We start from the raw sequence: 24,557 nt of genomic DNA, 5'->3' as shown, positions 1-24,557 counted from the left end.
CTAAACGGGCGCTTGCGCCTTTGTTCTACGTTAGGAAAGTATAAAATTTTAGCATAGAAGCAGTTCGACGTAGTGAAATTTTAAAATGTACCAAGTATAAGATAAAACTACGGCACTCGCTAATGGACGAGGCGAATGCCGAGTTTTTCTAATAAAGAAAGCTTGTGATCTTAGTTTTAAAAAACGACATGCCTATTCATTTATACATTTTTGTCATCTAATTGAAACTTTTTTGTAACATGATCCGTATGTAATGAATGAGAGGAATTATTACATATTATTTGCAGGAAGGGGAAATAGCATGACGTTAAAACAAGTATACAAATGGATTACTATTGTCATCGTTATTATATTGCTAGGCTTATTTGCAGCCACCAGCTGGTATACTGTCGATGAATCTGAACAGGCGGTATTAATTACATTTGGTGAAGCAGAAGAGGCTACGACAGAATCAGGGCTTCATTTTAAACTGCCATGGCCAATTCAATCTGTAGAAACACTTTCAAAGGAAACCTTCAGCTTGAATTTTGGTTATGATCCTGAGCAAGCAGAACAGGCGAATGTTGTCCGAATGATCACAGGCGACGAAAACATTCTTCAGGCTGATTTAGTTGTGCAATGGAAAATTATAGAACCTAGTAAATATCTATTTAGCTCAAGCGATCCTGAGCAGATTTTATACAATGCAACTTCTGCCTCGCTTCGCAGTATCATCGGGTCTTCCACCATTGATGAAGCGTTAACAGATGGAAAGGCAGAAATAGAAAATAAAGTACTCGACTTATTAGTATCTGTAATGGAAGATTATGAAGTTGGAATTACTATACAGGATGTGAAGCTGCAAGAAGTGGATTTACCTAATGAAGAGGTACGCCAAGCGTTTATGAAAGTAACAGACGCAAGAGAAACAATGAATACAAAGAAAAACGAAGCAGACAAATATCGAAATGAAATCTACGAAGAAGCATTAGGGGAAAAAGATGCGATTATTACGAGAGCAGAAGGGGATAAAATTGAACGGGTTGAAACAGCACGTGGTAATGTAGCAGAATTTAATGCTCTGTATGAAGCATACAGCAGTAATCCTGATGTCACCAGACAACGACTCGTATTAGAAACCTTGGATCAAGTGTTGCCAAATGCCAACATTTATATCATGAATGACGATGGTAATACAATTAAGTATTTACCTATTGGTGAAAATGCATCGAAAAATACACCACCTGTTACCGAGTCCTCAGAAGATGACACGACGGAAGAGGAAAATACGAATGAACAGGAGGAGAATAATAATGGTTGATGATAACAATGTTTTTGAAATGAAGAAGAAATCGCCTAAAGAAATTAGACGATTAGTGAAGATAGGCTTGGCTGTATTGGTTACGGTTATTCTCATTTTCCTAGTGTTCAGTAGTATGTTTGTAGCGAGAGAAGGCGAATATAAAGTGGTGCGGCAGTTTGGTGAGGTAGTACGAATCGTGGATGAACCAGGCCTGAATTTCAGAGTGCCGCTGTTACAAACGGTATCAACATTACCAAACAAAAAATTAGTCTATGATGTAATGGAACGGGAAATTAATACGTTAGATAAAAAACGGATGATTATTGATAATTATGCGATATGGGAAATCACCGATCCGGCCTCGATGATCGCAAATGCTAAAACAGAAATGGGTGCCGAAGCAAGAATGGGTGAGTTTATCTTCTCTGTGATCCGTTCAGAATTAGGTTCAATGGAATACGATGAAATCATAAATGATGAAGGTAGTACAAGAGGAGACTTAAACAAAAGAGTAACTGAGAAAGTGAACGAATTACTAGTCAGAGATAGCTATGGCATACAAGTAGATGACGTTCGCATTAAACGGACTGATTTACCAGAGGAGAATGAGCAATCTGTCTTTAACCGGATGATTTCCGAACGTGAATCACAGGCACAGCAATACTTATCCCAAGGTGAAGCGGAAAAGAGTAGGATCAGTGCAAATGCAGAACGTGATGTAACAGAAATGATTTCAAAGGCGAATGCCGAAGCAGAACAAATTCGTGCAGAAGGCGAATTAGAAGCTTCCGAAATGTATAACGAATCATTCTCTCAGGACGAAGAATTTTATCAATTGTATCGAACGCTTGAATCCTACAAAAAAACGATAGACGGAGAAACGACCATTATTATTCCACAAGGATCGCCATACGCAGATATACTGTTAGGGTATACCGAATAACAAAAACCTCGGAGACAAAATTAGTCTCCGGTTTTTTTATCATCAGTCAAAAAGTATAAAAGTGCAGTCGCAGCAGTAATCACTTTGAACATGAATTTTAGTTCCGATAATATGGATTATGTCAACAAAGACTGTATTGCCAAATGGTCATTTTGATATAGATTATCTGCTTAGCAAAGCTCCGGAAATAGGCTCCGCGTCCTGTGGGCACGGCTTCAGCTAATTTAGGAAAGAAAATTCTTTTCTTTCCTAAATGGATCTTCAGCTCGCGCTGATTCCACGGGAGTCTCCGCCTATTTCCTACGCTAATGGGAAGTACTACAACGATTGGAACAGCTAGAAGCAGTGGTGCTTAGCAATGTATTTCATCAATTATGGTGTAAATCTTGCAGATAGTGCTTCATATCCTAGCTGCCGCATAAATTGTGGAGCTATACATCAGCGGAGGCCAACCACGGAGACTCCCGCGGGATTGTGCAGGTGCTGGAGATCCACTTTGTGAAGCGTTCTTCTTCACAAAGTTAGCTCCAGCCGTGCCCCGCAGGACGCGGAGTGGTTGGACGGAGCGGTATCATACCACACATAATTTTTCAAAATGACCACTAAGCTGCTAGTTTACATAATCCATATTATGGGAAGTTATTTATTAATTAAGTCAATTAGGACCGGGTGGTTTATGCCCGTTTTTCTTAGTAAAGAAAGCATATAAGTGCAGTTACAATAGTAATCATATTGAACATGTAATAGAGTTCCTATAATACGGATTATGTTTTACGCTGATGCGAGACAAGAATGACGAATATTTTCTTCTTGACAGCAATCATGGTAAAATGAAAGCAATGTTTTTATGAAAAAGGAGATCGGTAACATGGCAAACAAACTAATTTTAATTGATGGAAACAGTATCGCCTATCGCGCTTTTTTCGCCTTGCCGTTATTAAATAACGACAAGGGCGTATTCACCAATGCTGTCTATGGATTTACTACAATGTTATTACGAATGTTGGAAGAGGAGCAGCCTACACACGTGCTGGTTGCGTTTGATGCTGGAAAGACTACTTTCCGACACGAAACCTACAAAGAATATAAAGGCGGACGTGAGAAGACACCATCCGAACTCAGTGAGCAATTTCCATTGCTGCGTGAATTGTTAGACGCCTTTCAAATCAAGCATTATCAACTGGAGAAATTTGAAGCAGATGATATTATCGGAACAATTGCTAACGAAGCGAAGGATAAGAATTGGCAAGTTAAAGTTATCTCCGGCGATAAGGATTTACTGCAGCTGGTTTCCAAACAGGTGGACGTTCGTCTGACGAAAAAAGGTATTAGTGATGTCATGACTTACACACCAGAAACACTGAAGGAAGATATGGAAGTAACAGCTGAGCAAATTATAGACCTGAAGGCATTGATGGGAGACAAATCAGATAATATCCCTGGTGTGCCAGGAGTTGGGCAAAAAACAGCTGTCAAATTATTGAAGCAGTTTGAAACGATAGAGAACTTATACGAGCATCTAGAAGATGTTTCCGGACAGAAGCTGAAAGAAAAATTAGCGGATAATAAAGATTCCGCATTTATGAGTAAAGAGCTTGTTACCATTAATCAGTCTTCTCCCATTAAGATTTCAGCAGAAGACACCATTTATCAAGGATATCAAGATCAAACAGTGAAAGATTTCTTCATCGACCTTGGTTTTCAGTCATTACTCAATCGGATTGATGGAGGCAGTGAAGAAGAAGCAGAGCAAACTGAATTGGCTGATATATCCTATGAAGTCGTGACCAGCATAACCGAAGATCTCTTTACTGGACGTGACGCTTTTGAAATCGAGATTCTTAATGAAAATTATCATACGGAAAAAATGCTTGGTGCATCCCTCGTTAATGAGAAGGGTAGTTATTTTCTACCGATAGACGCCTTGGAAGAATCAGACACATTTAAGGATTGGGCAAGTGATGACAGCAAGAAAAAGTATGTGTTTGATGCGAAAAAAATCAAAGTGCTGCTTAATCGTATCGGAATGGATATACATGGTGTTGCTTTTGATACATTATTAGCGTCTTATTTAATCAATCCGTCTGAAAATAATCATGATATACCTGCAATAAGTCACCGGTTTGGTGAGAAAGACATCCGCTTTGATGAAGAAGTGTATGGTAAAGGGGCAAAAAAAGGTGTACCGGATGATGAATCAGCGCTGCAAGAACATATTGTCCGAAAAACAACAATGCTGTTCCGTCTGAAAAAGCAAATGCAAGAATCTTTGCAGGAAAACAAGCAATTAGAACTTTTAATCGATTTAGAATTACCACTTGCACTTGTATTAGGCGAGATGGAAGCAACTGGTGTGAAGGTGGACAAGCAACGTCTGATCGATATGGGAAAAGAGTTAAAGGAGACGTTATCGCACCTGGAGAAGGATATCTATGAACTGGCAGGGAAAGAATTTAATATTAATTCACCGAAGCAATTAGGTCCTATTTTGTTCGAGGAGTTAGAATTACCTGTTATCAAGAAGACGAAAACAGGTTATTCAACCGCAGCAGATGTATTGGAGCAGTTACAAGGAAAGCATGCGATAATTGATAAGTTACTTCATTATCGTCAGCTTAAAAAATTAGATTCTACCTATATTGCAGGTTTACTTAAAGTCATTCATGAAGATTCCAATAAGATACACACTCGTTTTAATCAAGCATTGACACAGACGGGCAGACTCAGTTCCATCGATCCCAATCTGCAAAATATACCAATTCGGATTGAAGAGGGAAGAAAAATACGTCAAGCCTTTATTCCTTCCAAAGAAGGTTGGAAGTTAATCGCTGCCGATTACTCTCAAATCGAATTGCGTGTGTTAGCCCATATTGCCAAAGATGAGAAATTACAAGCTGCCTTTAAACAGGATAAAGATATCCATACCCAAACAGCGATGGATGTCTTCCATGTTTCAGAAGGTGAAGTAACTTCCAATATGAGGCGCCAGGCGAAAGCCGTTAACTTCGGTATAGTATATGGAATCAGTGATTACGGTTTATCACAAAGTTTAGGAATAACGAGAAAAGAAGCGAAATCCTTCATTAATCGATATCTCGAAAGTTATCCAGGCGTACAGGAATATATGGATGAAATTGTACAAGAAGCGAAACAGCAAGGGTATGTTACAACGATTATGAACAGAAGAAGATACTTACCTGACATCACAAGTCGTAATTTCAATCAGCGAAGCTTTGCAGAAAGAACAGCTATGAATACACCAATTCAAGGAAGTGCCGCTGATATTATTAAATTAGCAATGATTGAATTAGATCGACGTTTAAAAGAAGATCAATACCAGGCGAATCTGCTGTTGCAAGTCCATGATGAGCTTATTTTAGAAGTGCCGGAGGAGGAACTGGACACTATTTCCAATCTGGTTGTTGAGGTCATGGAGCAAGCACTCGAATTGAGCGTACCTCTCAAAGTCGATGTCGAATATGGAGATACTTGGTATGATGCGAAATAAGGAGTTGCAACGATGCCGGAATTACCTGAAGTAGAAACGATAAGACAAACATTAAAGCAATTAGTCATTGGCAAAACAATTGATTCAGTCGAGGTCATGTGGCCGAAGATTATTCAGGAACCAGATGATAGTCACCAATTTGGTCAATCCATTCAACATCAAACCATCCGGGATATTAGAAGAAAAGGGAAATTTCTTTTATTTGATCTAGATCAGTACGTACTAGTGTCCCATCTCCGTATGGAGGGAAAATATGGTGTCCATCCTGCTGAAGAAGCAGTGATGGACCATACTCATGTCATTTTTCATTTCACAGATAGTACCGATTTGCGCTATCGAGATGTACGAAAATTTGGTACAATGCATCTGCAAGAAAAAGGTACGGAAGCAACGAAAAAACCATTGCTTTTATTAGCGAAAGACCCGCTTGAAGCAGATTTCTCATTAATGAAATTTACAGAAAAAGTCCAAAAAAGCGAACGTAATATTAAGAATATATTGCTCGATCAATCGGTTATTGCAGGTTTAGGCAATATTTATGTTGATGAAACATTATTCCTTGCCGGTATCCATCCCTTAACGAAGGGAGTTAGCTTAACAACCGAGCAAATATTAAAAATTAAGGAAGCTGCTGTCCTTACTTTACAGGATGCAGTCAAGCAAGGTGGAACAACGATTCGTTCCTATGTAAACAGTCAAGGACAAATTGGCATGTTTCAACAGCAATTAAATGTATATGCACAGAATGATAAACCGTGTCATCATTGTGAAGACACGATTACAAAAATAAAAGTGAATGGCCGAGGTACCCATTATTGCCCAAGCTGTCAGCCGCAACCACTATAACTGCTCACACGTCTGTGATTACACCATACTATATAGGTATGACCTGATAAAAAGGAGTAATCAGAGACATGATGTTGCCGTTATTACTATTTGCGATCAGTATGGATAGCGTACTGGTGGCCTTTACTTACGGGTTGCGTGGATTAACGCTACCTGCGAAGGAATTAATCAAAATATCGTTCACAGTTGCGGTATGCTTTGGGATTTCGATGGGGTTTGGTTCGGTATTGGCTTCTTTCATTTCGATCGACTTGATGGAATTAGCGGGTGGGTTTATTTTAACGCTAGTAGGTCTCTTTTTAATTGCATCATTAATACAGAAAGAATCGGCGAAAAAGATTCCCTTTCTTATTAAAATTTTAAAAAAACCTATGGAAGCAGATATTGATCGTTCTGGTAACATTAACGGGATGGAACCCTTTCTAATTGGTGTTGCTTTGTCACTAGACTCTTTTGGGGCAGGGATAGGTATTTATCTGATAGGGGCCTCTCCAATTTTTACCCCTATAGCAGTCGGCTTAATTACAGCTTTTTGCCTTTATCTCGGAGTATTCACCGGGAAGTACTTTGCCAATAGTAAAGGCTTGGAGAAAATGTCTTTCTTGCCAGGCTGTTTATTGGTCATCATAGGTATTTGGAAGATGATTGTAGTCTAGTGTATTGGCCGCGTGAGGCGGCTGTCTGCCGAATGGACAAGCATAGAATAAGGTAAAGGATGAACGAAATTGATCATTGGATTAACAGGAAATATCGCTACAGGAAAATCAACCATTAGTCAACTTTTTTCGAATCATTATCATATTCCGGTAATTGATGCGGATATTGTTTCCAGAGAAGTGGTAGAGCCTGGAGAGCAAGCTCTGCTGGACATAACCAGAGCGTTTGGCACTGAGATATTGCTTGAGGATGGATGTTTAAATCGTGCAGCGCTCGGAAATATTATATTTAAAGAAGAAAAAAAGAGGCAATTATTGAATGAGATTGTTCACCCAGCGGTAAGAAAACGAATGCAATATAAGAAGGACAAGCTCCTTAGGGAAGGCTATCAGAACGTCGTAATGGACATTCCTCTTCTATTTGAAAACGACTTAACTTATTTCACAGACAAGAATGTTGTTGTTTTTACAACAGAAGCTATCCAGTTGCAACGATTAATGGAACGTAATCAGTTGACAGAAGAACAAGCAAGAGATCGAATGAACAGTCAAATGGATATCCATCAAAAAAAACAACTGGCAGATGCTGTCATCGATAATAGTGGTACGATTGAATCGTCGCGACAACAACTAGAAGTAATCTTGAAAAAATGGGAATTATTAAAGTAGTTTTGTAAAAAATAAGAAAGTATTTATTTTTGTCTTGCTAAAATCGACAAAAGTAGATATAATCTTTTTGCACAAGTTTTCTAGCTTAGTTTGCTTAGTGTATGTTAAGCTTGTACAAAAGACTTTTGAATAATGGCAAATGATTAATGCTTAAAGGGTTAGGACCTCTTTGGACTAACTTTCCCCCGTGGCATTTAAGCATAATTATTTAAAAGAATCTGTTGAAATGAAGGGGGATAAATTGCATGGATACAATGGGAAGACACGTAATTGCAGAATTATGGGAATGTAATATTGATTTATTAAATGATATGGAAACCTTGGAACGAACGTTTGTCAATGCTGCACTAAAAGCTGGTGCTGAAGTGAGAGAAGTTGCTTTTCATAAATTTGCACCTTTTGGTGTGAGTGGTGTGGTAATTATTTCAGAATCACATTTGACAATTCACAGCTTTCCTGAGCACGGTTATGCTAGTATTGACGTTTACACTTGTGGGAACATTATTGACCCAAATGTAGCAGTAGCGTATATCGAAGAACAATTAGAAGCGAAGTCAACCGAAAAGATTGAAGTGCCTAGAGGTATGGGTGCCGTTCAAATTAAAAATATAGAAGCACAATAGTTATCTGGTAAGAAGTGTGGAAGTTAAAGAAAAAACCGAACGAAAATCGAATGGTTTATCATTCATTCGACGCCGTTCGGTTTTTTCTTTTTCATAACACAAGCAAAGAAAATATGTGTACAACCATAGAAGTATCATGCTGACTAGGAAGGTAGCTTCTAATAATATGGATCAAGTAGAACTGTCTGACATTGTCGTAATGTTGATAGATTCTTTTTCATCTGCTTAGCAAAGCTCCTAAAATTGCCCCCTCGTCCTGTGAGAATATCTCTCAGCTTGCTACTACTTGAATAACCTTATTGCAACTTTGAGCCAAGAAGTTGACGTCGAAGCGATACTTGAAGACGCAGGCACAGACAAAGTGGCCTGCAGACATGCCCTTCGGACGTGGAGCAGTTGCAGGAGTGATCTTCAAGCACATGAATTGTGTCAAAATAATTTACGCAGCTAATCTACATAAACCATATTATACGTAGTCGTATATAATTTGTTAGGACCGGGTGGGATTTCGAACATACGCTGTCAGGCTTATTAACATGTATCAAGTGAATGTGTACTTCTGCTGGAATGACTCCTGCCACCTGAATAAGATTAATCGTTTTCTTTTTAAAAACATGTTACAATAAAAAGTAAATAATAATACATAATGAGGGGTATGTAATAATGGCATTTCGAGATACGTTAAATAAGAATTTTAATAATCATTCGGAAACGCGGGACAAGCACTCCGATCCAGCGTTACAAACACATTATTTCAAAACAACAAAAGATAAAGCATTTGAGAAATTGGAACCATTATTCCGCAATATGAAGGAATGTCAGATTGTCGGTGTTTCTAAAGATCATGGGGAAATTAGTTTCAACTATAAAGCTGGCCGAAAAGTCTTTGTCATTATGACAATAATTATGGTGAAACCTTATCGTACAGCGATAGACATTTCAGCCACAACAGAATCAGCAATTCCTTTTGATTTCGGCTACAGCCATAAATTAATTCCAAAGCTTTATGGCATGATAAAGAAAGAATTAGATTTCGTCGGAACAAAAGAATAACGGAACGAAGGATGATAAAGATTGCGATGTCCACATTGCCAATACAAAAATACAAAAGTATTAGACTCCAGACCAATAGAAGAAGGTCGTTCGATCCGCAGAAGAAGAGAATGTGAATCGTGTAATTTTCGTTTTACGACATTTGAACGCATTGAAGAAGTGCCGCTGATTGTCGTAAAGAAAGAGGGAACACGGGAGGAATACAGTCGTGATAAATTAATGCGCGGTTTAATCCGTGCATGCGAAAAAAGACCAGTTGCACTGGAGCAATTAGAACATATTGCAGTAGAAATTGAAAAAGAATTGCGAAACAGAGGTACATCGGAAGTACAAAGTGATGAGATCGGTGAAATGGTTATGGATCGTTTAGCAGACGTAGACGAAGTAGCCTATGTACGATTTGCTTCTGTTTATCGCCAATTTAAAGATATTAGTGTATTTTTAGACGAGTTAAAAGATTTAATCCGATCAGATAAGAATGAGTAATGGATAGGAAGGGGCTATGTATATGCAGCTCGGCGATATTGGGAAAATACTACCATCAGAATTGTATATAGTCAACATTTCGCAGGAATTACCGCTTTCCTATACCAACGCGTTAACCCACTTGTATCAGCCGCTTATCGGTATAGATGCATTATCGTTGTATCAGACGTTGTATACCGAATCGACATTTGATGCTGGATATCAAACCCATCACATGTTAATGAATTATATCGGTTTACCATTAGACAGGATTTACAGAGCAAGAAGAAAGCTTGAAGCGATTGGTCTGTTGCAGACATTTGAACAAGATCATGAAGATCAGGTTGTCTATCAGTATGTGATACAGCCTCCACAATCACCGGGCAACTTCTTCTCTAATGATTTTTTAAGTCACTTATTATATCACCAGCTAGGTAGTGATAAATATAAAAAAATCAAGCAAATGTTTGTGAAATCAGATGAAAAAGCGGCAGCAAGAAAAGAGACAACCGCTACTTTTGAGGAAGTTTTTCATCTGGTTGATCAACAGCAGGTGCCACGATCCTTGCAAGCCGAGGAACAACAGGCGGATATACCAATGCGAGAACAAGTCGACTTTCAATGGCTGGAGCAAATACTAAAGCAACGGATGCTGCCTGTTACGCAAATCCTGACACCTAATGCCCGAAAAATCATTAATCAGATGTATGCAGCATATGATATGCACAATCAAGATGTAGAAAAAGCGTTGATATGGTCAATTAATGAGCATAATGAAATGCAGATAGAAGAATTTAAACAAGCCTGTATGGATTTAATTCGTACAACAGATAAACCTGTTCCAACACAGGTCGCTTCAGATAAACAGAAAATTGCTGCTGAACCTAGTGACAATACCGGTAAATCAAAAGAAGAGCAGTTTATTGATATGTTAGAACATATATCACCACGGCAATTATTAGAAGATCTTGCTGATGGTAATCAGGCTTCTCAGCAAGATTTAAAAATTATTAGTGATGTAATGACGAATCAAGGCTTGAATCCAGGCGTTATGAATGTCTTAATTCATTATGTGCTGTTAAAGACGGATATGAAATTGACGAAGAGCTACCTTGAGAAGATAGCCAGTCACTGGTCGAGAAAGAATGTTAAAACAGTAAGACAAGCGATGACACTTGCTAAGTCGGAAAATAAGAAATACCAACAATGGACAACTAATGGCAAGTCTAACCAGCGATACCAGAACAAATCGACAAAGAAAGATATTGTTCCAGATTGGTACAAGCAGCAAAAACAACAACAAAAACCGAAGCGGCAGGAAACATCGCAAGAAAAAGAACAAAAAGCAAAAGAAGCAGACGCAATGCTGGCAGAATATCTAGCACAGCAGGCGAATGAAGAATAAGGGTGATCGTCATGGAGCCAATCCAGTCCGCTATGAAAAAATGGATGAATGAAAATAAACAAATGAAACAACAATTTACCCAACAACGGGAAAGTGTCATTAATGACCCGGATATTCAGGCGATTTTAAGTGAGCATGTCGAATTGGATGAACAAGACATTAACCGGCATTTGATGAAGCTGTATGAATATCAGCAAGCTTCTAAAAATTGTGCAGATTGTCCCAATGTCGAAGGATGCAAAAATATAATAAAAGGCTATACACCACATTTGGATGTAGACAGCAACGATATTTCACTTCGTTATGAAAAATGTCATAATAAATTGGATCAAGAAGCACAACAGAAGAAAGAAGAGCTCGTACAAAGCTTATATATTCCAAAGCAAATCAAACAAGCGAAACTGGAAGAGATGGATGCATCCTCTTATGAACGGAAGGAAATTGTGAAAGAAGTAATTGAATTCGTCCAGCATTTCTCTAAAAATAATTATCACAGAGGCTTATACTTACACGGCCCATTTGGAACAGGTAAGTCTTATATACTTGGTGTCGTTGCCAATGAGTTGAAAAAGCATTACATTAAGTCGGATATAATTTATATGCCAGAATTCGTTCGCGAGATGAAAGCATCAATCGGTGATAATCAATTTCAACAGAAGCTGGAATCATTTAAAACCGCTCAGGTGCTAATGTTCGATGACATCGGGGCTGAATCCATTTCTCCTTGGTTCCGCGATGAAGTGTTGGGTGCAATTTTACAATATCGGATGATGGAGGAATTACCTGTATTCTTTACTTCTAATTATAATTTGGAACAATTGGAATACCATTTGTCGACCTCTAACCGCGGCGATGTGGAAACAATCAAAGCAGGTCGTATTATTGAACGAATTAAACAACTAAGTAAACCGATCGAGTTATCGCATCGTTTTCGATCGAGTGAATAAACATGACTTCTGTCTAATCATAGGACAGAGGTTATTTTTTTTCATTTTCACCCATATAATATACCAGTTTGATGGTGATGAGGGTGATGAGATGTGTTAGAAGTATACTTTGAACAAGACAGTGAAGCAGAAGTGTTCTATCAGCTTGCAAAACAAGAAAGTGTTTGGAAGGCAAACCGTAAGCGAACGAAAAAAAATCAAATTCAGCTTTCACTTCAGCAGGAAATGATTTTGGACGATGCGAAGCGGTATTTAGCGCCATTACTGAGTAGGATATTTATTCAGTGCCGTGAGACAGCAATGATTCAGCATATATTAAGAAAAAAATATTATTTTTCAAGTCAGGAGGAAATCGAGCGTATTACTGCGATTGCCAGATCCTTACTTGAGAAAGATGAATCCGTTTATGAAGACAGGATTCATCAGCATGAACTCCGTGATACACTGACCACGATCTTTTCGATGCAAATTGATTCAAGTTATGTTCAATTTGATTCGATTATTCATTTTAGGCTTCATCATTACATCGATTTACTTACAGATATGGTCGGGATGGCGATTGACGAGTTCAAGAGAGAAGAAGAATATCAGGATTTCATTCATTCCATACGTGAGTTCATCAAACGAAAAACACCGGAAGTGGATGTCGTGCATGTATTACAGGGGGAGCATTTTCTTATTCATAAAGATAACGGTGATCAGTATACAATCGAGGAATTCACAGAATTAAAAACGCGTTTCCCGTTATTTATATTCGGACTGGAGCAAGAAGAATGGGATGTATCCCCATTAATTATGTTAGCACCGAACCATGTTTACTTATATGGCGAAGATCAATTCGAATCAAGAACTCATACAATAATGACAATTTTTCAGGAACGCTGTACGTTTTATCCAGTGGAATACTTTCCTTTTTTCTCCTCTGAGGAAAAAGAGTCTTGATTTTTTCTGCAGCAATCGTTATAATTAGCGCATAATAGTATTAATGGCTTTGACGAGGACAAGATAGTTTGAAAGGCTTACTTGATTAGAGAAGGAAACCACGGCTGAAAGTTTTCTGTATGACCGCAAACTGTTACCACCTCTGAGCACTGCTGAGGAACACATATGTTAGTAATTAGCAGCGAGTAATCATCGTTATCGATTTAGCAAGCGCCTGTAATCATTTGCAGGAATTTGGGTGGAACCACGGGTATTAACGCTCGTCCCTTTACTTTTAGTAGGGGGATGGGCGTTTTTTGTTTGTCGTCATAAGCTAAGCAACTGAGGAAAAAAAGGAGTGTGTTACCATTGGATCAGATTCACATTACGTTTCCAGATGGAAATGTTAAATCTTTTGACAAAGGGACAACTGGTGAAGACATTGCAGCGTCTATTTCACCAGGATTAAAAAAACAGGCATTAGCCATCAAATTAGATGGTACATTCTATGATTTACGTACACCACTTGCAACAGATGGTGCTATTGAAATTGTAACAATAAAGTCTGACGATGGCGTGGAAATTGCCAGACACTCGACAGCGCATTTAATGGCACAAGCGATTAAACGTCTGTACAGTAATGTCAAATTAGGTGTCGGACCAACCATAGAAGATGGATTCTATTATGATATTGATATGGAAGTATCGATTACACCAGAGGATTTACCGCGCATCGAGAAAGAAATGAAGCGTATTGTGGATGAGAATCTGGAAGTAGTCCGCAAAGAAGTTACGAGAGAAGAAGCAAAAGCGATTTATGAAGAAATTGGTGACGATTTGAAACTGGAATTATTAGAAGCTATTCCAGAAGGGGAAACCGTCACGTTATATGAGCAAGGAGAATTCTTTGACTTATGTCGTGGTGTTCATGTGCCACAAACAAGTAAACTAAAAGTATTTAAGCTGTTAAGTATTTCTGGTGCTTACTGGAGAGGTGACAGCAATAACAAAATGCTTCAGCGTATTTATGGGACTGCTTTCGAAAAGCAGAGCCAGCTTGATGACTATTTGCGTATACGTGAAGAAGCAAAAGAACGTGACCATCGTAAACTAGGCAAAGAATTAGGTATCTTCACCATTTCGCAAAAAGTTGGCCAAGGATTACCGTTATGGTTGCCGAATGGTGCTACAATCCGCCGTACGATTGAACGTTACATTGTTGATTTAGAGGAAAGATTGGGTTACAACCATGTATATACGCCAATTTTAGGTAGTAAAGAACTATATAAAACAAGTGGACACTGGGATCATTATCAAGATGATATATTCCCACCTATGGAAATGGATAATGAAGAGCTTATCTTACGTCCAATGAATTGTCCTCACCACATGATGGTGTACAAAAATGAGCTGCACAGCTATCGTAACCTGCCTGTTCGAATTGCAGAATTAGGCACAATGCATCGCCATGAAATGTCCGGTGCACTTGCAGGTCTTCAGCGTGTAAGAGCAATGACGCTTAACGATGCCCATATTTTTGCACGTCCTGACCAATTAAAAGACGAATTTATCCGTGTTGTAGAGCTTGTCAAAAATGTATATAAGGATTTCGGTATCGATGATTATTACTTCCGTTTATCTTATCGTGATCCGGCAGACACAGAGAAATACATTGATAACGATGAAATGTGGGAAAAAGCACAGTCATTGTTAAAAGAAACAATGGAAGAAATGGATCTGGAGTATGTAGAAGCAGAAGGCGAAGCAGCATTCTACGGACCGAAGCTTGATGTGCAAGTGAAAACAGCACTCGGTAAAGACGAAACATTGTCGACTGTGCAATTAGATTTCCATTTACCGGAACGATTTGATCTGACGTATATCGGCGAAGATGGTAAGGAACATCGTCCGGTCGTTATTCACCGTGGAGTCGTGTCGACCATGGAACGTTTTGTTGCTTTCCTGATTGAAGAGTACAAAGGAGCGTTCCCTACTTGGTTAGCACCAAACCAAGCAAGAATTATACCTGTTTCAGCGGACGCACACGCTGATTATGCGAAAAAAGTAGAGGAAGAATTACGGTTCGCAGGTGTTCGTGTCGAGGTAGACGAGCGAGATGAAAAAATTGGCTATAAAATCCGCGAAGCACAAACAGCTAAAATTCCATTCGCCTTAATTGTAGGCGATAAGGAAGTAGAAGCAGGTGCTGTGAATGTAAGACGATATGGCGAGCAAGATTCCGAAACTTTAGAACTTGACGCTTTCAAATCACTGATTCTTGATGAAATCCAGCAGAAAGTGTTGCGTAAGAAATAAACAAAAATGCATCTTCCGACGAGGAGGATGCATTTTTTATAACTAAAGAATAGCCGGTTGACAGAATAAAATCTAATTTAAGAACAAAAATGTAACGAGTTGTTGACAAACTTCTAAATGGATGCTAAGATAGTTTAGGTAAATTAAATATGATCAGAAAAGACAAGTAGAAGCACCCGCTTCTCACCTGATTGACACAAATTGTAGTTGACAGGTATGATATCCGACTTTATTGTAATGAAATAACAGGATGTGTGGGTGCCGTATGTGTACCGACACTTTTTTTGTGAAAATCTTTAACTTGTCAATGGTCATGTTTCATTACGCTTTGATTATATTTCGGAGGTGGCTGATTATTAGCAAAGATATGAACGTCAATGAGAGTATTCGGGCACGCGAGGTTCGTCTCATTGATTCAAATGGGGATCAATTAGGAGTTAAATCTCGCCAAGAAGCGCTAGACATTGCTCAAACAAGAAATTTAGATCTAGTATTGGTTGCGCCAAAGGCAAAACCACCAGTATGCCGGATCATGGATTACGGTAAATACCGTTTTGAGCAGCAAAAGAAAGAGAAAGAAGCTCGTAAGAAACAAAAAGTCATTAACGTCAAAGAAGTACGTCTTAGTCCTGGTATTGAAGAGCATGACTTTAATACGAAGCTTCGTAATGCACGTAAATTCTTATCTAAAGGGGACAAAGTTAAAGTCTCTATTCGCTTCCGTGGGCGTGCGATTACCCATAAAGAATTAGGTCAGAAAGTATTAGAACGTATGGCAGAAGAATGCAAAGACCTTTCTACGGTGGAACAAAAAGCCAAAATGGAAGGCCGCAGTATGTTCTTGATGCTTGCGCCTGTAAACGAAAAATAATAACGCGCTAAGAAGGCGACAGTTAAATAGATTCTAGTTTCAAGGAGGAAGAGTTACAATGCCAAAAATGAAATCACACAGCGGAACTGCTAAAAGAATGAGAAAAACAGGTAGTGGGAAGGTAAAACGTTCTCACGCTTATACTAGTCACTTATTTGCTAACAAATCTCAAAAGCAAAAACGTAAATTACGTAAATCTGCTCTTGTATCAGCAGGGGATTACAAACGTATCAAACAAATGTTACCGAAATAAGTTAGATTTTGAACAGACATTAAAACTACAACAGATTTGATCGATTTTAGGAGGGAATTATTATGGCACGTGTTAAAGGTGGAACAGTTACACGTAAACGTCGTAAACGTATATTAAAATTAGCTAAAGGTTATTATGGTGCTAAGCATTCGTTGTTTAAAACAGCAAAACAACAAGTAATGAAATCAGGTCAGTATGCTTACCGTGACCGTCGTCAGAAAAAACGTGATTTCCGTAAACTTTGGATTTCTCGTATTAACGCGGCAGCACGTTTGAATGACCTTTCTTACAGCCGTTTCATGCACGGATTAAAACTTGCGGGTGTAGAAGTAAACCGTAAAATGCTAGCTGATTTAGCAATCAACGACGAAAAAGCATTTGCTCAATTAGCAGATCAAGCAAAATCTGCTTTAAAATAAGTTGAAAAGTTTGACGGATAGTTCTGAACAGGAGCTATCCGTTTTTTTGCCAGGTCAAGAAAGAATAAATTTTGGGCTATATGATGTTCGCTGACAGAAACGGCCACGTCCGGCTCCAGCGCCCAGAGACTAGGCGACTTCGCGAAATCGCCCTACGATAAGTCATCATCGATTCGCAAGCTCACCGTGATTCCTTTATCTCAGTTGATTCGGTCCACTCGCTACGTCTCTAAACGGGCGCTTGCGCCTTTGTTCCAGTAATGAACCATTCATTATATCAGTACAGTCCTAGCAAGTAATCATATTGAACGAAAAGATGAATTCCTATAATATGGATTATGTAAACTAAGCACTACTAGCCAAGCATCTATATTGAGATTTTTTATGTGCTGGAATACCGCTCCGGCCAACCACTTCGCGTCCTGCGGGGCACGGCTGAAGCTAACTTTGTGAAGAAGGACACTTCACAAAGTGGATCTTCAGCGCCTGCCTGTCCCGCGGGAGTCTACGTGGTTGGCCTACGCTAGAATTGGGACTCTACAATTTTTGTCAGAGCTAGCATATTGATTTCATGCATATATAATAGCTATTGAAAAATACCAAGAACCACTGCTTTTTGCTGTTCCATTGGTTGTAGCACTTCCCTCAAGCGTAGGAAATAGGCGGAGACTCCCGTGGAATCAGCGCGAGCTGAAGATCCACTTCATTTGTGCCTGTGTCTGCAAGCATAGCTTTGAAGTAAGCTTCCTCGGCACAAGGCTGCAAAGAAGCATTTACAAGTAGCAGCCTAGCTGAAGCCGTGCCCACAGGACGCGGAGCCTATTTCTGGAGCTTTGCTAAGCAGATAAATTATATCAAAATGACCATTCTGCAATACAGCCTTTGTTTACATAATCCATATTATAGGAAGTTGTTTATTAATGAAGTCATTTAGGACCGGGTGGTTTATGCCCGTTTTTTCTTATGCATATAGCAACCATATATTATTTTGCAAATGTCGCATGCTGTGAGAGGATGGCGTCCTGGTTAGGATATAACCGGAGGGGAGAATTAGCTTTGTATATTTATTTAATGATTATCAACCTTGTAGCGTTTTTTACGATGTGGATGGACAAACAGAAGGCACGCCAGCACAAATGGAGGATTCCGGAGAAGAGAATATGGTTATTGGCGATTGCAGGAGGGGCCTGTGGAGCCACGTTTGGGATGTATATGTTTCGACATAAAACACAGCACCGTACTTTCGTAATAGGTCTGCCTCTAATCATAGCAATCCAGATCGCAGTGTTGCTCTACTTTATGTAACGCTGATGTCATAACAGCTCGTCTCTTGTCATATACTTCAATGAAGGAGATGAGGATCATGATACCGATCGAAATGATTAGCCAATTAAAGGTGATGGAAAGCTATGCATTTGTGGCACCGGTGCTGTTCATCATGATGCATATCTTACGACCATTATTGTTTATTCCGGTATTGCTCTTATGTATAACAGGTGGTCTGTTGTTCGGTTTGTGGGCAGGTACCATATACTCCATTATTGGTTTAGTAATTTCGAGCGTGATTTTCTATATGATCATTCATCTTTTACCTGCAATAGAAGCGCGTTGCAAAAAGTTAGAGAAGCGCTTGCTAGGAGATCAACTTTCCCTTAATACCGTACAAATTATGCTGTTACGCATGTTGCCATTTATACATTTTCACCTAATGTCATTTTGTATCTATCAGAAATCAGTCAGTTTTACGGCTTATCTGCGCACAACCTTATTTACCGTTATTCCTGTTGCCATTTTTTATACTACATTAGGGAGAACCATACAGGAAATATCCGTATATTATGCGATACCGTTAGTCTGTACCATTATAATACTTGCTTATTTCGTTCGCAAAAAGCAAGTTATTATTAAATGGCATACATTTTTTCAAGAAAAGCCGGTCTCGTGAAGCTGTTTATTTCAGCTGAAGTTTATTAATCGGATATTTCCACTCGATCTCAGCGTGAGGATATCGAATCAGAATTTCTTCTTCAAGGAAATAAATATCCTTACGCTCAAATCCTTTTAACTTTTCCGGGCTTTTCGTATGCATCACAATGTTGATGACTTCAAAAGCATCTTCTGTCGCTCCGAGATATTTTTCCCCTTCGAATAAAAATCCTTTATACGTAATAAAGAAATTCTTTTTTATATTATCATTGAAATCCAGAAAGTAGAATTCCTTCTTTTCCTCTGCAACTTCCAGCTTGCGCTTTGGATTCACGAGATATTGATATGCCGTATAAATGAGTACAATCATTGCGATAATAACTAACAAGCGAAATAAAATGACGATCATCATGTCCAACTCCTAACTTAGAAGACTTCTTACTAGTAATACGTATGTAAATAGCTTTGGTTTCAAAAAAATAATGAAATCGTGCTATAATAATAATGAATCCAAATGTAAAAGGGAGAATAAAATGAATTGGCAGACACTTTTTGACATGCAACAACAGTTAGATAATTACATTTTATCACAACATGAATTGAAAAACGAAAATGTATTCGATAAAAAGATTTTAGCGCTGCTTGTGGAAGTTGGTGAGTTAGCGAATGAAACAAGATGCTTTAAGTATTGGAGTGTCAAACCGCCAAGTGATAAACAAGTGATTTTAGAAGAATATGTGGATGGCATTCATTTCATTTTATCTTTAGGATTGGAACTCGGTTTGGAACAGTATGAGTCCAAGCCAGAAGGACAAGACCATGAATTGCCGGCATTATTTCTAGAAGTATATCATGCTGTTTCAACGCTCAAAGATACACCTTCTATCAAGGTATATCATCAAGTATTTAATACATATATAACGCTTGGAGAAGCATTAGGTTTTACGGCAGAAGATATAAAAAATGCTTATATGGACAAGAATAAGGTAAACTTTGAGCGTCAGAATCAAGGCTATTAATCAGAGGAGGGTCATTACATGTCAACGAATGAACAATTAAAAATGTTACAGGAATTAACGGATGCGAGATCAGTACCTGGTGATGAGAAAGAGGCTCGTGAAGTGATGAAAAAATGGATCAGTCCATACGCTGATAAAGTGTATACGGATCATCTTGGCAGTCTTATCGCTGAAAAGAATGGCGATGCCAATGGGCCGAAGGTAATGGTAGCAGGTCACCTTGATGAAGTTGGCTTCATGGTTACCCGGATCGATGACAAAGGTTTTATTTATTTTCAAACAGTAGGTGGCTGGTGGAGCCAGGTAATGCTTGCTCAACGTGTAACGGTTTTAACTAAAACAGGAGATGTTACAGGTATTATTGGTTCAAAACCACCGCATATTTTATCAGCGGAAGCACGTAAGAAACCAGTAGAGATTAAGGATATGTTTATTGATATTGGTGCATCCAGCCGAGAGGAAGCACAGGAATTCGGTGTGAAACCAGGAGATTCAGTTGTTCCATATTTCGAATTTACCCAAATGAAAAATGAGAAATTATTATTGGCAAAAGCTTGGGATAACCGCATTGGTTGTGCAATCGCTATCGAAGTATTGCGTCAGTTGAAGGATGAACAACATCCAAACCGTGTTTACGGTGTTGCAACTGTACAGGAAGAAGTAGGCTTACGTGGTGCAAAGACTTCCTCAAATGCGATAGAACCGGATATCGGTTTTGCCGTTGATGTAGGTATCGCAGGAGATACACCAGGTGTGTCTGACAAAGAGGCAGACAGTAAGATCGGGGATGGACCACAAATCATTTTATATGATGCTTCCATGGTATCGCATAAAGGTTTACGAGATTTTGTTGTAGATACAGCGGAACAGCATAATATCCCTTACCAGTATTCATCCATGGCTGGTGGAGGAACGGATTCCGGTTCCATCCATGTTACAGCTAACGGTGTACCAGCATTGTCCATTACAATTGCAACGCGCTATATTCATACGCATGCGGCAATTCTGCATCAGGATGATTTTGAAAATGCTGTGAAACTGATCGTGGAAGTTATTAAGAAATTAGATAGAAATACTGTCGATACCATTACATTTTCGTAATTGGATAGGCAAAAGGAAAGGATAGGTGAAGCTACTTTACCTATCCTTTTTTCAATAGTCCAGAATGGGAATAAGCGGAGTCACAGCAGTAATCCTATTGAACATGCACGTTTGATAGTGGAAGGATGGTAATATGTCTATAGAAATTGTTCGAGCTAGCGATCTGGGCGAGGTGTACAGGAAGCGAATAAGTGAAATTTTTGTCGATGGTTTTGGACATGAACTGACGTTTTTTACACAGGATAAGCAAAGATTAGCACAAGCGTTGGAACATATGTTTAATCTAAACGTTTTTTATTGTGCACTAGTTGAAGGTGAAATGGCAGGGATAACAGCCTGTACGGATAGCTTTGAGCAATCTGTCACTTTAGATAAGAGGAAGATAATGAAACATTTAGGCCTGTTCAAAGGAATGATAGCATATAAATTCCTAAAACCAGAATTTGAGAAGCAGCCTGTACTTACAGGTTCAAAACTTGCATCTGTAGAGTTTGTCGCCACCGCCTCTGCGTATAGAAAAAAAGGTATTGCGACTGCTCTATTACAATATGTGCAGAAACTCTCTCCTTACCAACAGTATATTCTGGAAGTTGCCAACGTGAACTTAAGAGCCATCCAGCTTTATCAGCAGTTAGGATTCAAAGAATTTAAACGGATAAAACCTAAACATAGTAAGAAAAGCGGTATCGATTATTTGATATATATGAAATATGATAGCAAGTAAACGAACAGTTCAGCTATAAAAAAACCATTCTAATTGCATAAAAGCAATACGCATTAGACTGATACTACGCAGCAAATAAAGTATGATTGTGAAGGAACATAACGATCCTCTAATTGGATATTTATGTTAAAATATAATTATTTTGTGAACTATTGTACTTAAAGTAACGAAGCTTTATTTTAAGTAGATAAAAAGGATAAAGGGGATAACATAATGCTGACAGAAAAAGTTCATATTGCTGTGCCAACAGCTTTTTTTGAAGATGAATCTTTAAATATTCAAGGAACAATAAGTCATATAAAAGATTTGTATAAACAAGGAGTAAAATCTGTTCTTGTTTCTGGAACTACTGGAGAGCAGCATAGTCTAAACCTCCAAGAGAAAATTGAAATAATAAACGGTTTAGAATTGGAAGAAGAACTCATTAGTAATATGGAAATTATATTTGGGGTAGCTTCAATTAGACAGAAAGAAGCAGAGGAATTAGCTGAAAAGATTCGTCACACAAGAATATCAGGTATCATGCTTGGGTATCCACCGTATGTTATACCGACACAAGAAGAAGCATTCGTTTACACAAAGCGGATTATTGACCTTAGTAATAAACCTACAATTTTATATAATAATCCAAAAAGAACTGGATTTGATTTATCAGAGAAGAGTATTATTCAATTAAGTAAAATAGACTTAATGGTTGGAATAAAAGATGCTGGAAACAAAGAAAAAGTTGAACGAATAAAAAATGATATGCATAGAAATGATGTTTATTTTTATGCTGGTGGAGAAGTGGATTTAGAAGAAAAAGTATTACATGGATATGATCGTCTTTCTTCTATTGCTGGGAATGTTTCACCGACAGAAATTAGTCAATGGTTTCAAAAAATTCTTATGAAACAAAAAGTAAGTAAACAAGAAAGCGTAAAAACGGAAAATATTTTGAAGCAAATTTATCAAGGAAATGCTATTGTGAATATTAAAAAAAATATTAATCAAAAGGGTATTCCAATGGGGGGGTGTAGGAGTCCATTAGGTAATATTTTAGACTGATTACTATCATATTTATCTAATTATGTAATATTTTTGTGAATTGCTGCACTTAAAATACCGAGGGCAAATATTCAATAAGGAGTTGTCGACGTGGCAGTTCCTTTTGTGTTAAATGATTGGAATCATAATTAAACAATGTACAGTTATGTTGAATAAGAGGTAAAAACCATTCTCGTAAGAATAGTTTTTACCTCATTCTGGTAATGTACTAAAAATGAAATCTATCATTGTTATTTTGTTGCAAATTCAACAAAAATAAGTTATGTTTAGCACATTACATTTTTGTTGTATTTGCAACAAAACATAGTGAGTAGTTAATTATGAAGGGAATTCTACGTGAAATTAGAATGATAGCAAGGGCATTAGATTCTATAAGTAATATAGAATTTAAAAAATATGACCTTACAAAAGGACAGTATCTATACATTGTACGAATATGTGAAAACCCAGCAATTATCCAAGAAAAGTTGGCTGAGATGATAAAAGTAGATCGTACAACAGCAGCTCGTGTTATAAATAAACTTGAAATTAATGGCTTTATTGAAAAGCAAGAAGATGAAAATAAAAAAAATTAAGAAGCTCTTTCCAACGGAGAAAGGAAAAAATGTTTATCCTTTTATTAAAAGAGAAAATGATTATTCCAAATAATGAACGCTTTCGGAACAGTTGTAACAACAAAAAAGGGGAAACCTATTTCTACTCATTTATCTTTGGAGTTACATAAACATGGGGATGAATACTTTATAACTGGACATATGGCTTATGTAAACCTTCAATGGAGAATGTTTGAGGATGATAATATATAAATTAGCATTATATGATTATGAAAACGGGGGAAATAAATGAGAAAAATCGGTAAATCATTTCTGATATATTTTATTGGGATTTCCATATTAACACTAGGAATTACTCTCACAATTCAATCCCAATTAGGCACTTCACCATTTGATGCATTACTTGTTGGTTTATATCGAACATTTGGATTAACCATAGGTAGTTGGGAAATCGTTGTTGGGTCTGCTATAGTTTTGCTTAATGCAGTAGCTTTAAAAGCAAGACCAGAACTTTTAGCTATATTAACCTCCCTTATTACAGGAGTTGGCATTGATACGTGGCTTTTGTTATTTGGAGAATGGTTAATACCTGATTATTTAGTAGAACAAGTTTTATTAGTATTACTAGGTATTCTTTTTAGTGGAATAGGTATTGCTATTTATTTAGAATCAAATTTTGCACCAAATCCTATGGACCGTTCGATGGTTATTTTAACAGATAAAACAAGTTGGTCTTTTAGTTGGTCACGGGCGATCATTAGTATTCTATTAATAATTATTGCTTTCTTCTTCAATGGTGCTATTGGTATTGGAACATTGCTAAATGCATTAATCACGGGTGTTATAATCCAGCGGGTTCGCCCATATGTTTGGGTCATTCTTTATAAACGTCCTACACAAAAGGCAAATCCATAACGAAATCATCCTCTCGCCATTACTTAGGAAGGACCTATATCGACGAATGAATCGACTTTAAAATAAGTATATGGAACCAGTTGCTGCTGATTCC

The 24,557-nt window shown here is 38.0% G+C and carries 24 protein-coding genes, 2 pseudogenes and 2 other annotated features; of the genes and pseudogenes, 25 read left to right on the top strand and 1 reads right to left on the bottom strand.

What is annotated here, in order from left to right; genetic code table 11:
- The first annotated feature begins 301 nt into the window (after window positions 1–301).
- The 18 genes from hflK to MUN87_RS04985 all read left to right on the top strand — a co-directional run bounded on the left by hflK (window position 302) and on the right by MUN87_RS04985 (window position 19,122).
- The gene (gene hflK, locus MUN87_RS05070) at window positions 302–1,300 is read left to right on the top strand and encodes an FtsH protease activity modulator HflK (protein ID WP_244746583.1); all 999 of its coding nucleotides are present in this window, start codon (window positions 302–304) and stop codon (window positions 1,298–1,300) included.
- Window positions 1,293–2,225 (top strand): protease modulator HflC, encoded by a 933-nt coding sequence (gene hflC, locus MUN87_RS05065; protein ID WP_244746582.1) that lies wholly within the window; start codon window positions 1,293–1,295, stop codon window positions 2,223–2,225. The genes hflK and hflC overlap by 8 nt, the downstream gene beginning before the upstream one ends.
- A gap of 868 nt (window positions 2,226–3,093) precedes the next feature.
- Complete coding sequence (gene polA, locus MUN87_RS05060) at window positions 3,094–5,733, top strand: DNA polymerase I (protein WP_244746581.1); 2,640 nt, start codon at window positions 3,094–3,096, stop codon at window positions 5,731–5,733.
- Between the two features lie 12 nt (window positions 5,734–5,745).
- On the top strand, window positions 5,746–6,579 hold the full coding sequence (gene mutM, locus MUN87_RS05055) for a DNA-formamidopyrimidine glycosylase (RefSeq protein WP_244746580.1): 834 nt from the start codon (window positions 5,746–5,748) through the stop codon (window positions 6,577–6,579).
- 68 nt (window positions 6,580–6,647) lie between these two features.
- Window positions 6,648–7,235 carry a sporulation membrane protein YtaF gene (gene ytaF / locus MUN87_RS05050; protein ID WP_244746579.1) on the top strand — a complete coding sequence of 196 codons (588 nt, stop codon included), beginning with the start codon at window positions 6,648–6,650 and terminating at the stop codon, window positions 7,233–7,235.
- A 69-nt stretch (window positions 7,236–7,304) separates the two neighbouring features.
- Complete coding sequence (gene coaE, locus MUN87_RS05045; protein WP_244746578.1) at window positions 7,305–7,904, top strand: dephospho-CoA kinase; 600 nt, start codon at window positions 7,305–7,307, stop codon at window positions 7,902–7,904.
- Window positions 7,905–8,149: 245 nt separating this feature from the next.
- Window positions 8,150–8,527: an adenosylmethionine decarboxylase gene (gene speD / locus MUN87_RS05040; protein ID WP_244746577.1), complete on the top strand. Its 378-nt coding sequence runs from the start codon at window positions 8,150–8,152 to the stop codon at window positions 8,525–8,527.
- Between the two features lie 663 nt (window positions 8,528–9,190).
- Complete coding sequence (locus tag MUN87_RS05035; protein ID WP_244746576.1) at window positions 9,191–9,580, top strand: cytosolic protein; 390 nt, start codon at window positions 9,191–9,193, stop codon at window positions 9,578–9,580.
- A 21-nt stretch (window positions 9,581–9,601) separates the two neighbouring features.
- Entirely contained in the window at window positions 9,602–10,066 is a 465-nt protein-coding gene (nrdR, locus tag MUN87_RS05030) for a transcriptional regulator NrdR (protein ID WP_244716080.1), read from the top strand.
- Between the two features lie 16 nt (window positions 10,067–10,082).
- A complete protein-coding gene (locus MUN87_RS05025; protein ID WP_244746575.1) occupies window positions 10,083–11,450 on the top strand; it encodes a replication initiation and membrane attachment family protein in 1,368 nt (455 codons plus the stop codon).
- An 11-nt stretch (window positions 11,451–11,461) separates the two neighbouring features.
- Window positions 11,462–12,397 (top strand): primosomal protein DnaI, encoded by a 936-nt coding sequence (gene dnaI, locus MUN87_RS05020; protein WP_244746574.1) that lies wholly within the window; start codon window positions 11,462–11,464, stop codon window positions 12,395–12,397.
- A 93-nt stretch (window positions 12,398–12,490) separates the two neighbouring features.
- Entirely contained in the window at window positions 12,491–13,339 is an 849-nt protein-coding gene (gene ytxC, locus MUN87_RS05015) for a sporulation protein YtxC (RefSeq protein ID WP_244746573.1), read from the top strand.
- Window positions 13,340–13,379: 40 nt separating this feature from the next.
- Window positions 13,380–13,610: a binding site (T-box leader), on the top strand.
- Between the two features lie 77 nt (window positions 13,611–13,687).
- The gene (gene thrS, locus MUN87_RS05010) at window positions 13,688–15,634 is read left to right on the top strand and encodes a threonine--tRNA ligase (protein WP_244746572.1); all 1,947 of its coding nucleotides are present in this window, start codon (window positions 13,688–13,690) and stop codon (window positions 15,632–15,634) included.
- Between the two features lie 158 nt (window positions 15,635–15,792).
- Window positions 15,793–15,925, top strand: a sequence feature (ribosomal protein L20 leader region).
- A 76-nt stretch (window positions 15,926–16,001) separates the two neighbouring features.
- Window positions 16,002–16,505, top strand: coding sequence for a translation initiation factor IF-3 (gene infC, locus MUN87_RS05005; protein WP_244747887.1), 504 nt, complete (start codon window positions 16,002–16,004; stop codon window positions 16,503–16,505).
- 58 nt (window positions 16,506–16,563) lie between these two features.
- The gene (gene rpmI / locus MUN87_RS05000) at window positions 16,564–16,758 is read left to right on the top strand and encodes a 50S ribosomal protein L35 (RefSeq protein WP_244716090.1); all 195 of its coding nucleotides are present in this window, start codon (window positions 16,564–16,566) and stop codon (window positions 16,756–16,758) included.
- A 62-nt stretch (window positions 16,759–16,820) separates the two neighbouring features.
- Entirely contained in the window at window positions 16,821–17,177 is a 357-nt protein-coding gene (rplT, locus tag MUN87_RS04995) for a 50S ribosomal protein L20 (RefSeq protein WP_244746571.1), read from the top strand.
- A gap of 963 nt (window positions 17,178–18,140) precedes the next feature.
- Window positions 18,141–18,482, top strand: a complete 342-nt coding sequence (locus MUN87_RS04990; protein ID WP_369414003.1) for a DUF1294 domain-containing protein — start codon at window positions 18,141–18,143, stop codon at window positions 18,480–18,482.
- 58 nt (window positions 18,483–18,540) lie between these two features.
- The gene (locus MUN87_RS04985) at window positions 18,541–19,122 is read left to right on the top strand and encodes a TVP38/TMEM64 family protein (RefSeq protein ID WP_244746569.1); all 582 of its coding nucleotides are present in this window, start codon (window positions 18,541–18,543) and stop codon (window positions 19,120–19,122) included.
- A gap of 6 nt (window positions 19,123–19,128) precedes the next feature.
- On the opposite strand, the gene MUN87_RS04980 is transcribed toward MUN87_RS04985, so the two are convergent.
- A complete protein-coding gene (locus MUN87_RS04980; RefSeq protein WP_244747886.1) occupies window positions 19,129–19,512 on the bottom strand; it encodes a sigma-w pathway protein ysdB in 384 nt (127 codons plus the stop codon).
- 124 nt (window positions 19,513–19,636) lie between these two features.
- Here MUN87_RS04980 and MUN87_RS04975 point away from each other — a divergent pair, with 124 nt between their 5' ends.
- The 7 genes and pseudogenes from MUN87_RS04975 to MUN87_RS04945 all read left to right on the top strand — a co-directional run bounded on the left by MUN87_RS04975 (window position 19,637) and on the right by MUN87_RS04945 (window position 24,463).
- Window positions 19,637–20,122 carry a dUTP diphosphatase gene (locus MUN87_RS04975; RefSeq protein ID WP_244746568.1) on the top strand — a complete coding sequence of 162 codons (486 nt, stop codon included), beginning with the start codon at window positions 19,637–19,639 and terminating at the stop codon, window positions 20,120–20,122.
- 18 nt (window positions 20,123–20,140) lie between these two features.
- Window positions 20,141–21,223, top strand: a complete 1,083-nt coding sequence (locus tag MUN87_RS04970; RefSeq protein WP_244746567.1) for a M42 family metallopeptidase — start codon at window positions 20,141–20,143, stop codon at window positions 21,221–21,223.
- Window positions 21,224–21,356: 133 nt separating this feature from the next.
- Window positions 21,357–21,947 (top strand): GNAT family N-acetyltransferase, encoded by a 591-nt coding sequence (locus MUN87_RS04965; RefSeq protein ID WP_244746566.1) that lies wholly within the window; start codon window positions 21,357–21,359, stop codon window positions 21,945–21,947.
- Window positions 21,948–22,160: 213 nt separating this feature from the next.
- Window positions 22,161–22,994 (top strand): dihydrodipicolinate synthase family protein, encoded by an 834-nt coding sequence (locus tag MUN87_RS04960; protein WP_244746565.1) that lies wholly within the window; start codon window positions 22,161–22,163, stop codon window positions 22,992–22,994.
- Between the two features lie 320 nt (window positions 22,995–23,314).
- A pseudogene (locus tag MUN87_RS04955) lies at window positions 23,315–23,636 on the top strand (MarR family transcriptional regulator); the annotation flags it as partial.
- Window positions 23,637–23,641: 5 nt separating this feature from the next.
- A pseudogene (locus MUN87_RS04950) lies at window positions 23,642–23,785 on the top strand (FMN-binding negative transcriptional regulator); the annotation flags it as partial.
- A 51-nt stretch (window positions 23,786–23,836) separates the two neighbouring features.
- Window positions 23,837–24,463 carry a YczE/YyaS/YitT family protein gene (locus MUN87_RS04945; protein ID WP_244746564.1) on the top strand — a complete coding sequence of 209 codons (627 nt, stop codon included), beginning with the start codon at window positions 23,837–23,839 and terminating at the stop codon, window positions 24,461–24,463.
- Window positions 24,464–24,557: the final 94 nt, after the last annotated feature.

It is taken from the genome of Gracilibacillus salinarum, from assembly GCF_022919575.1.
Taxonomy (GTDB): Bacteria; Bacillota; Bacilli; order Bacillales; family Amphibacillaceae; genus Gracilibacillus; species Gracilibacillus salinarum.
The sequence above is the reverse complement of the archived record's forward strand: the minus strand, read 5'-3'. Positions and strand labels throughout refer to the sequence as shown.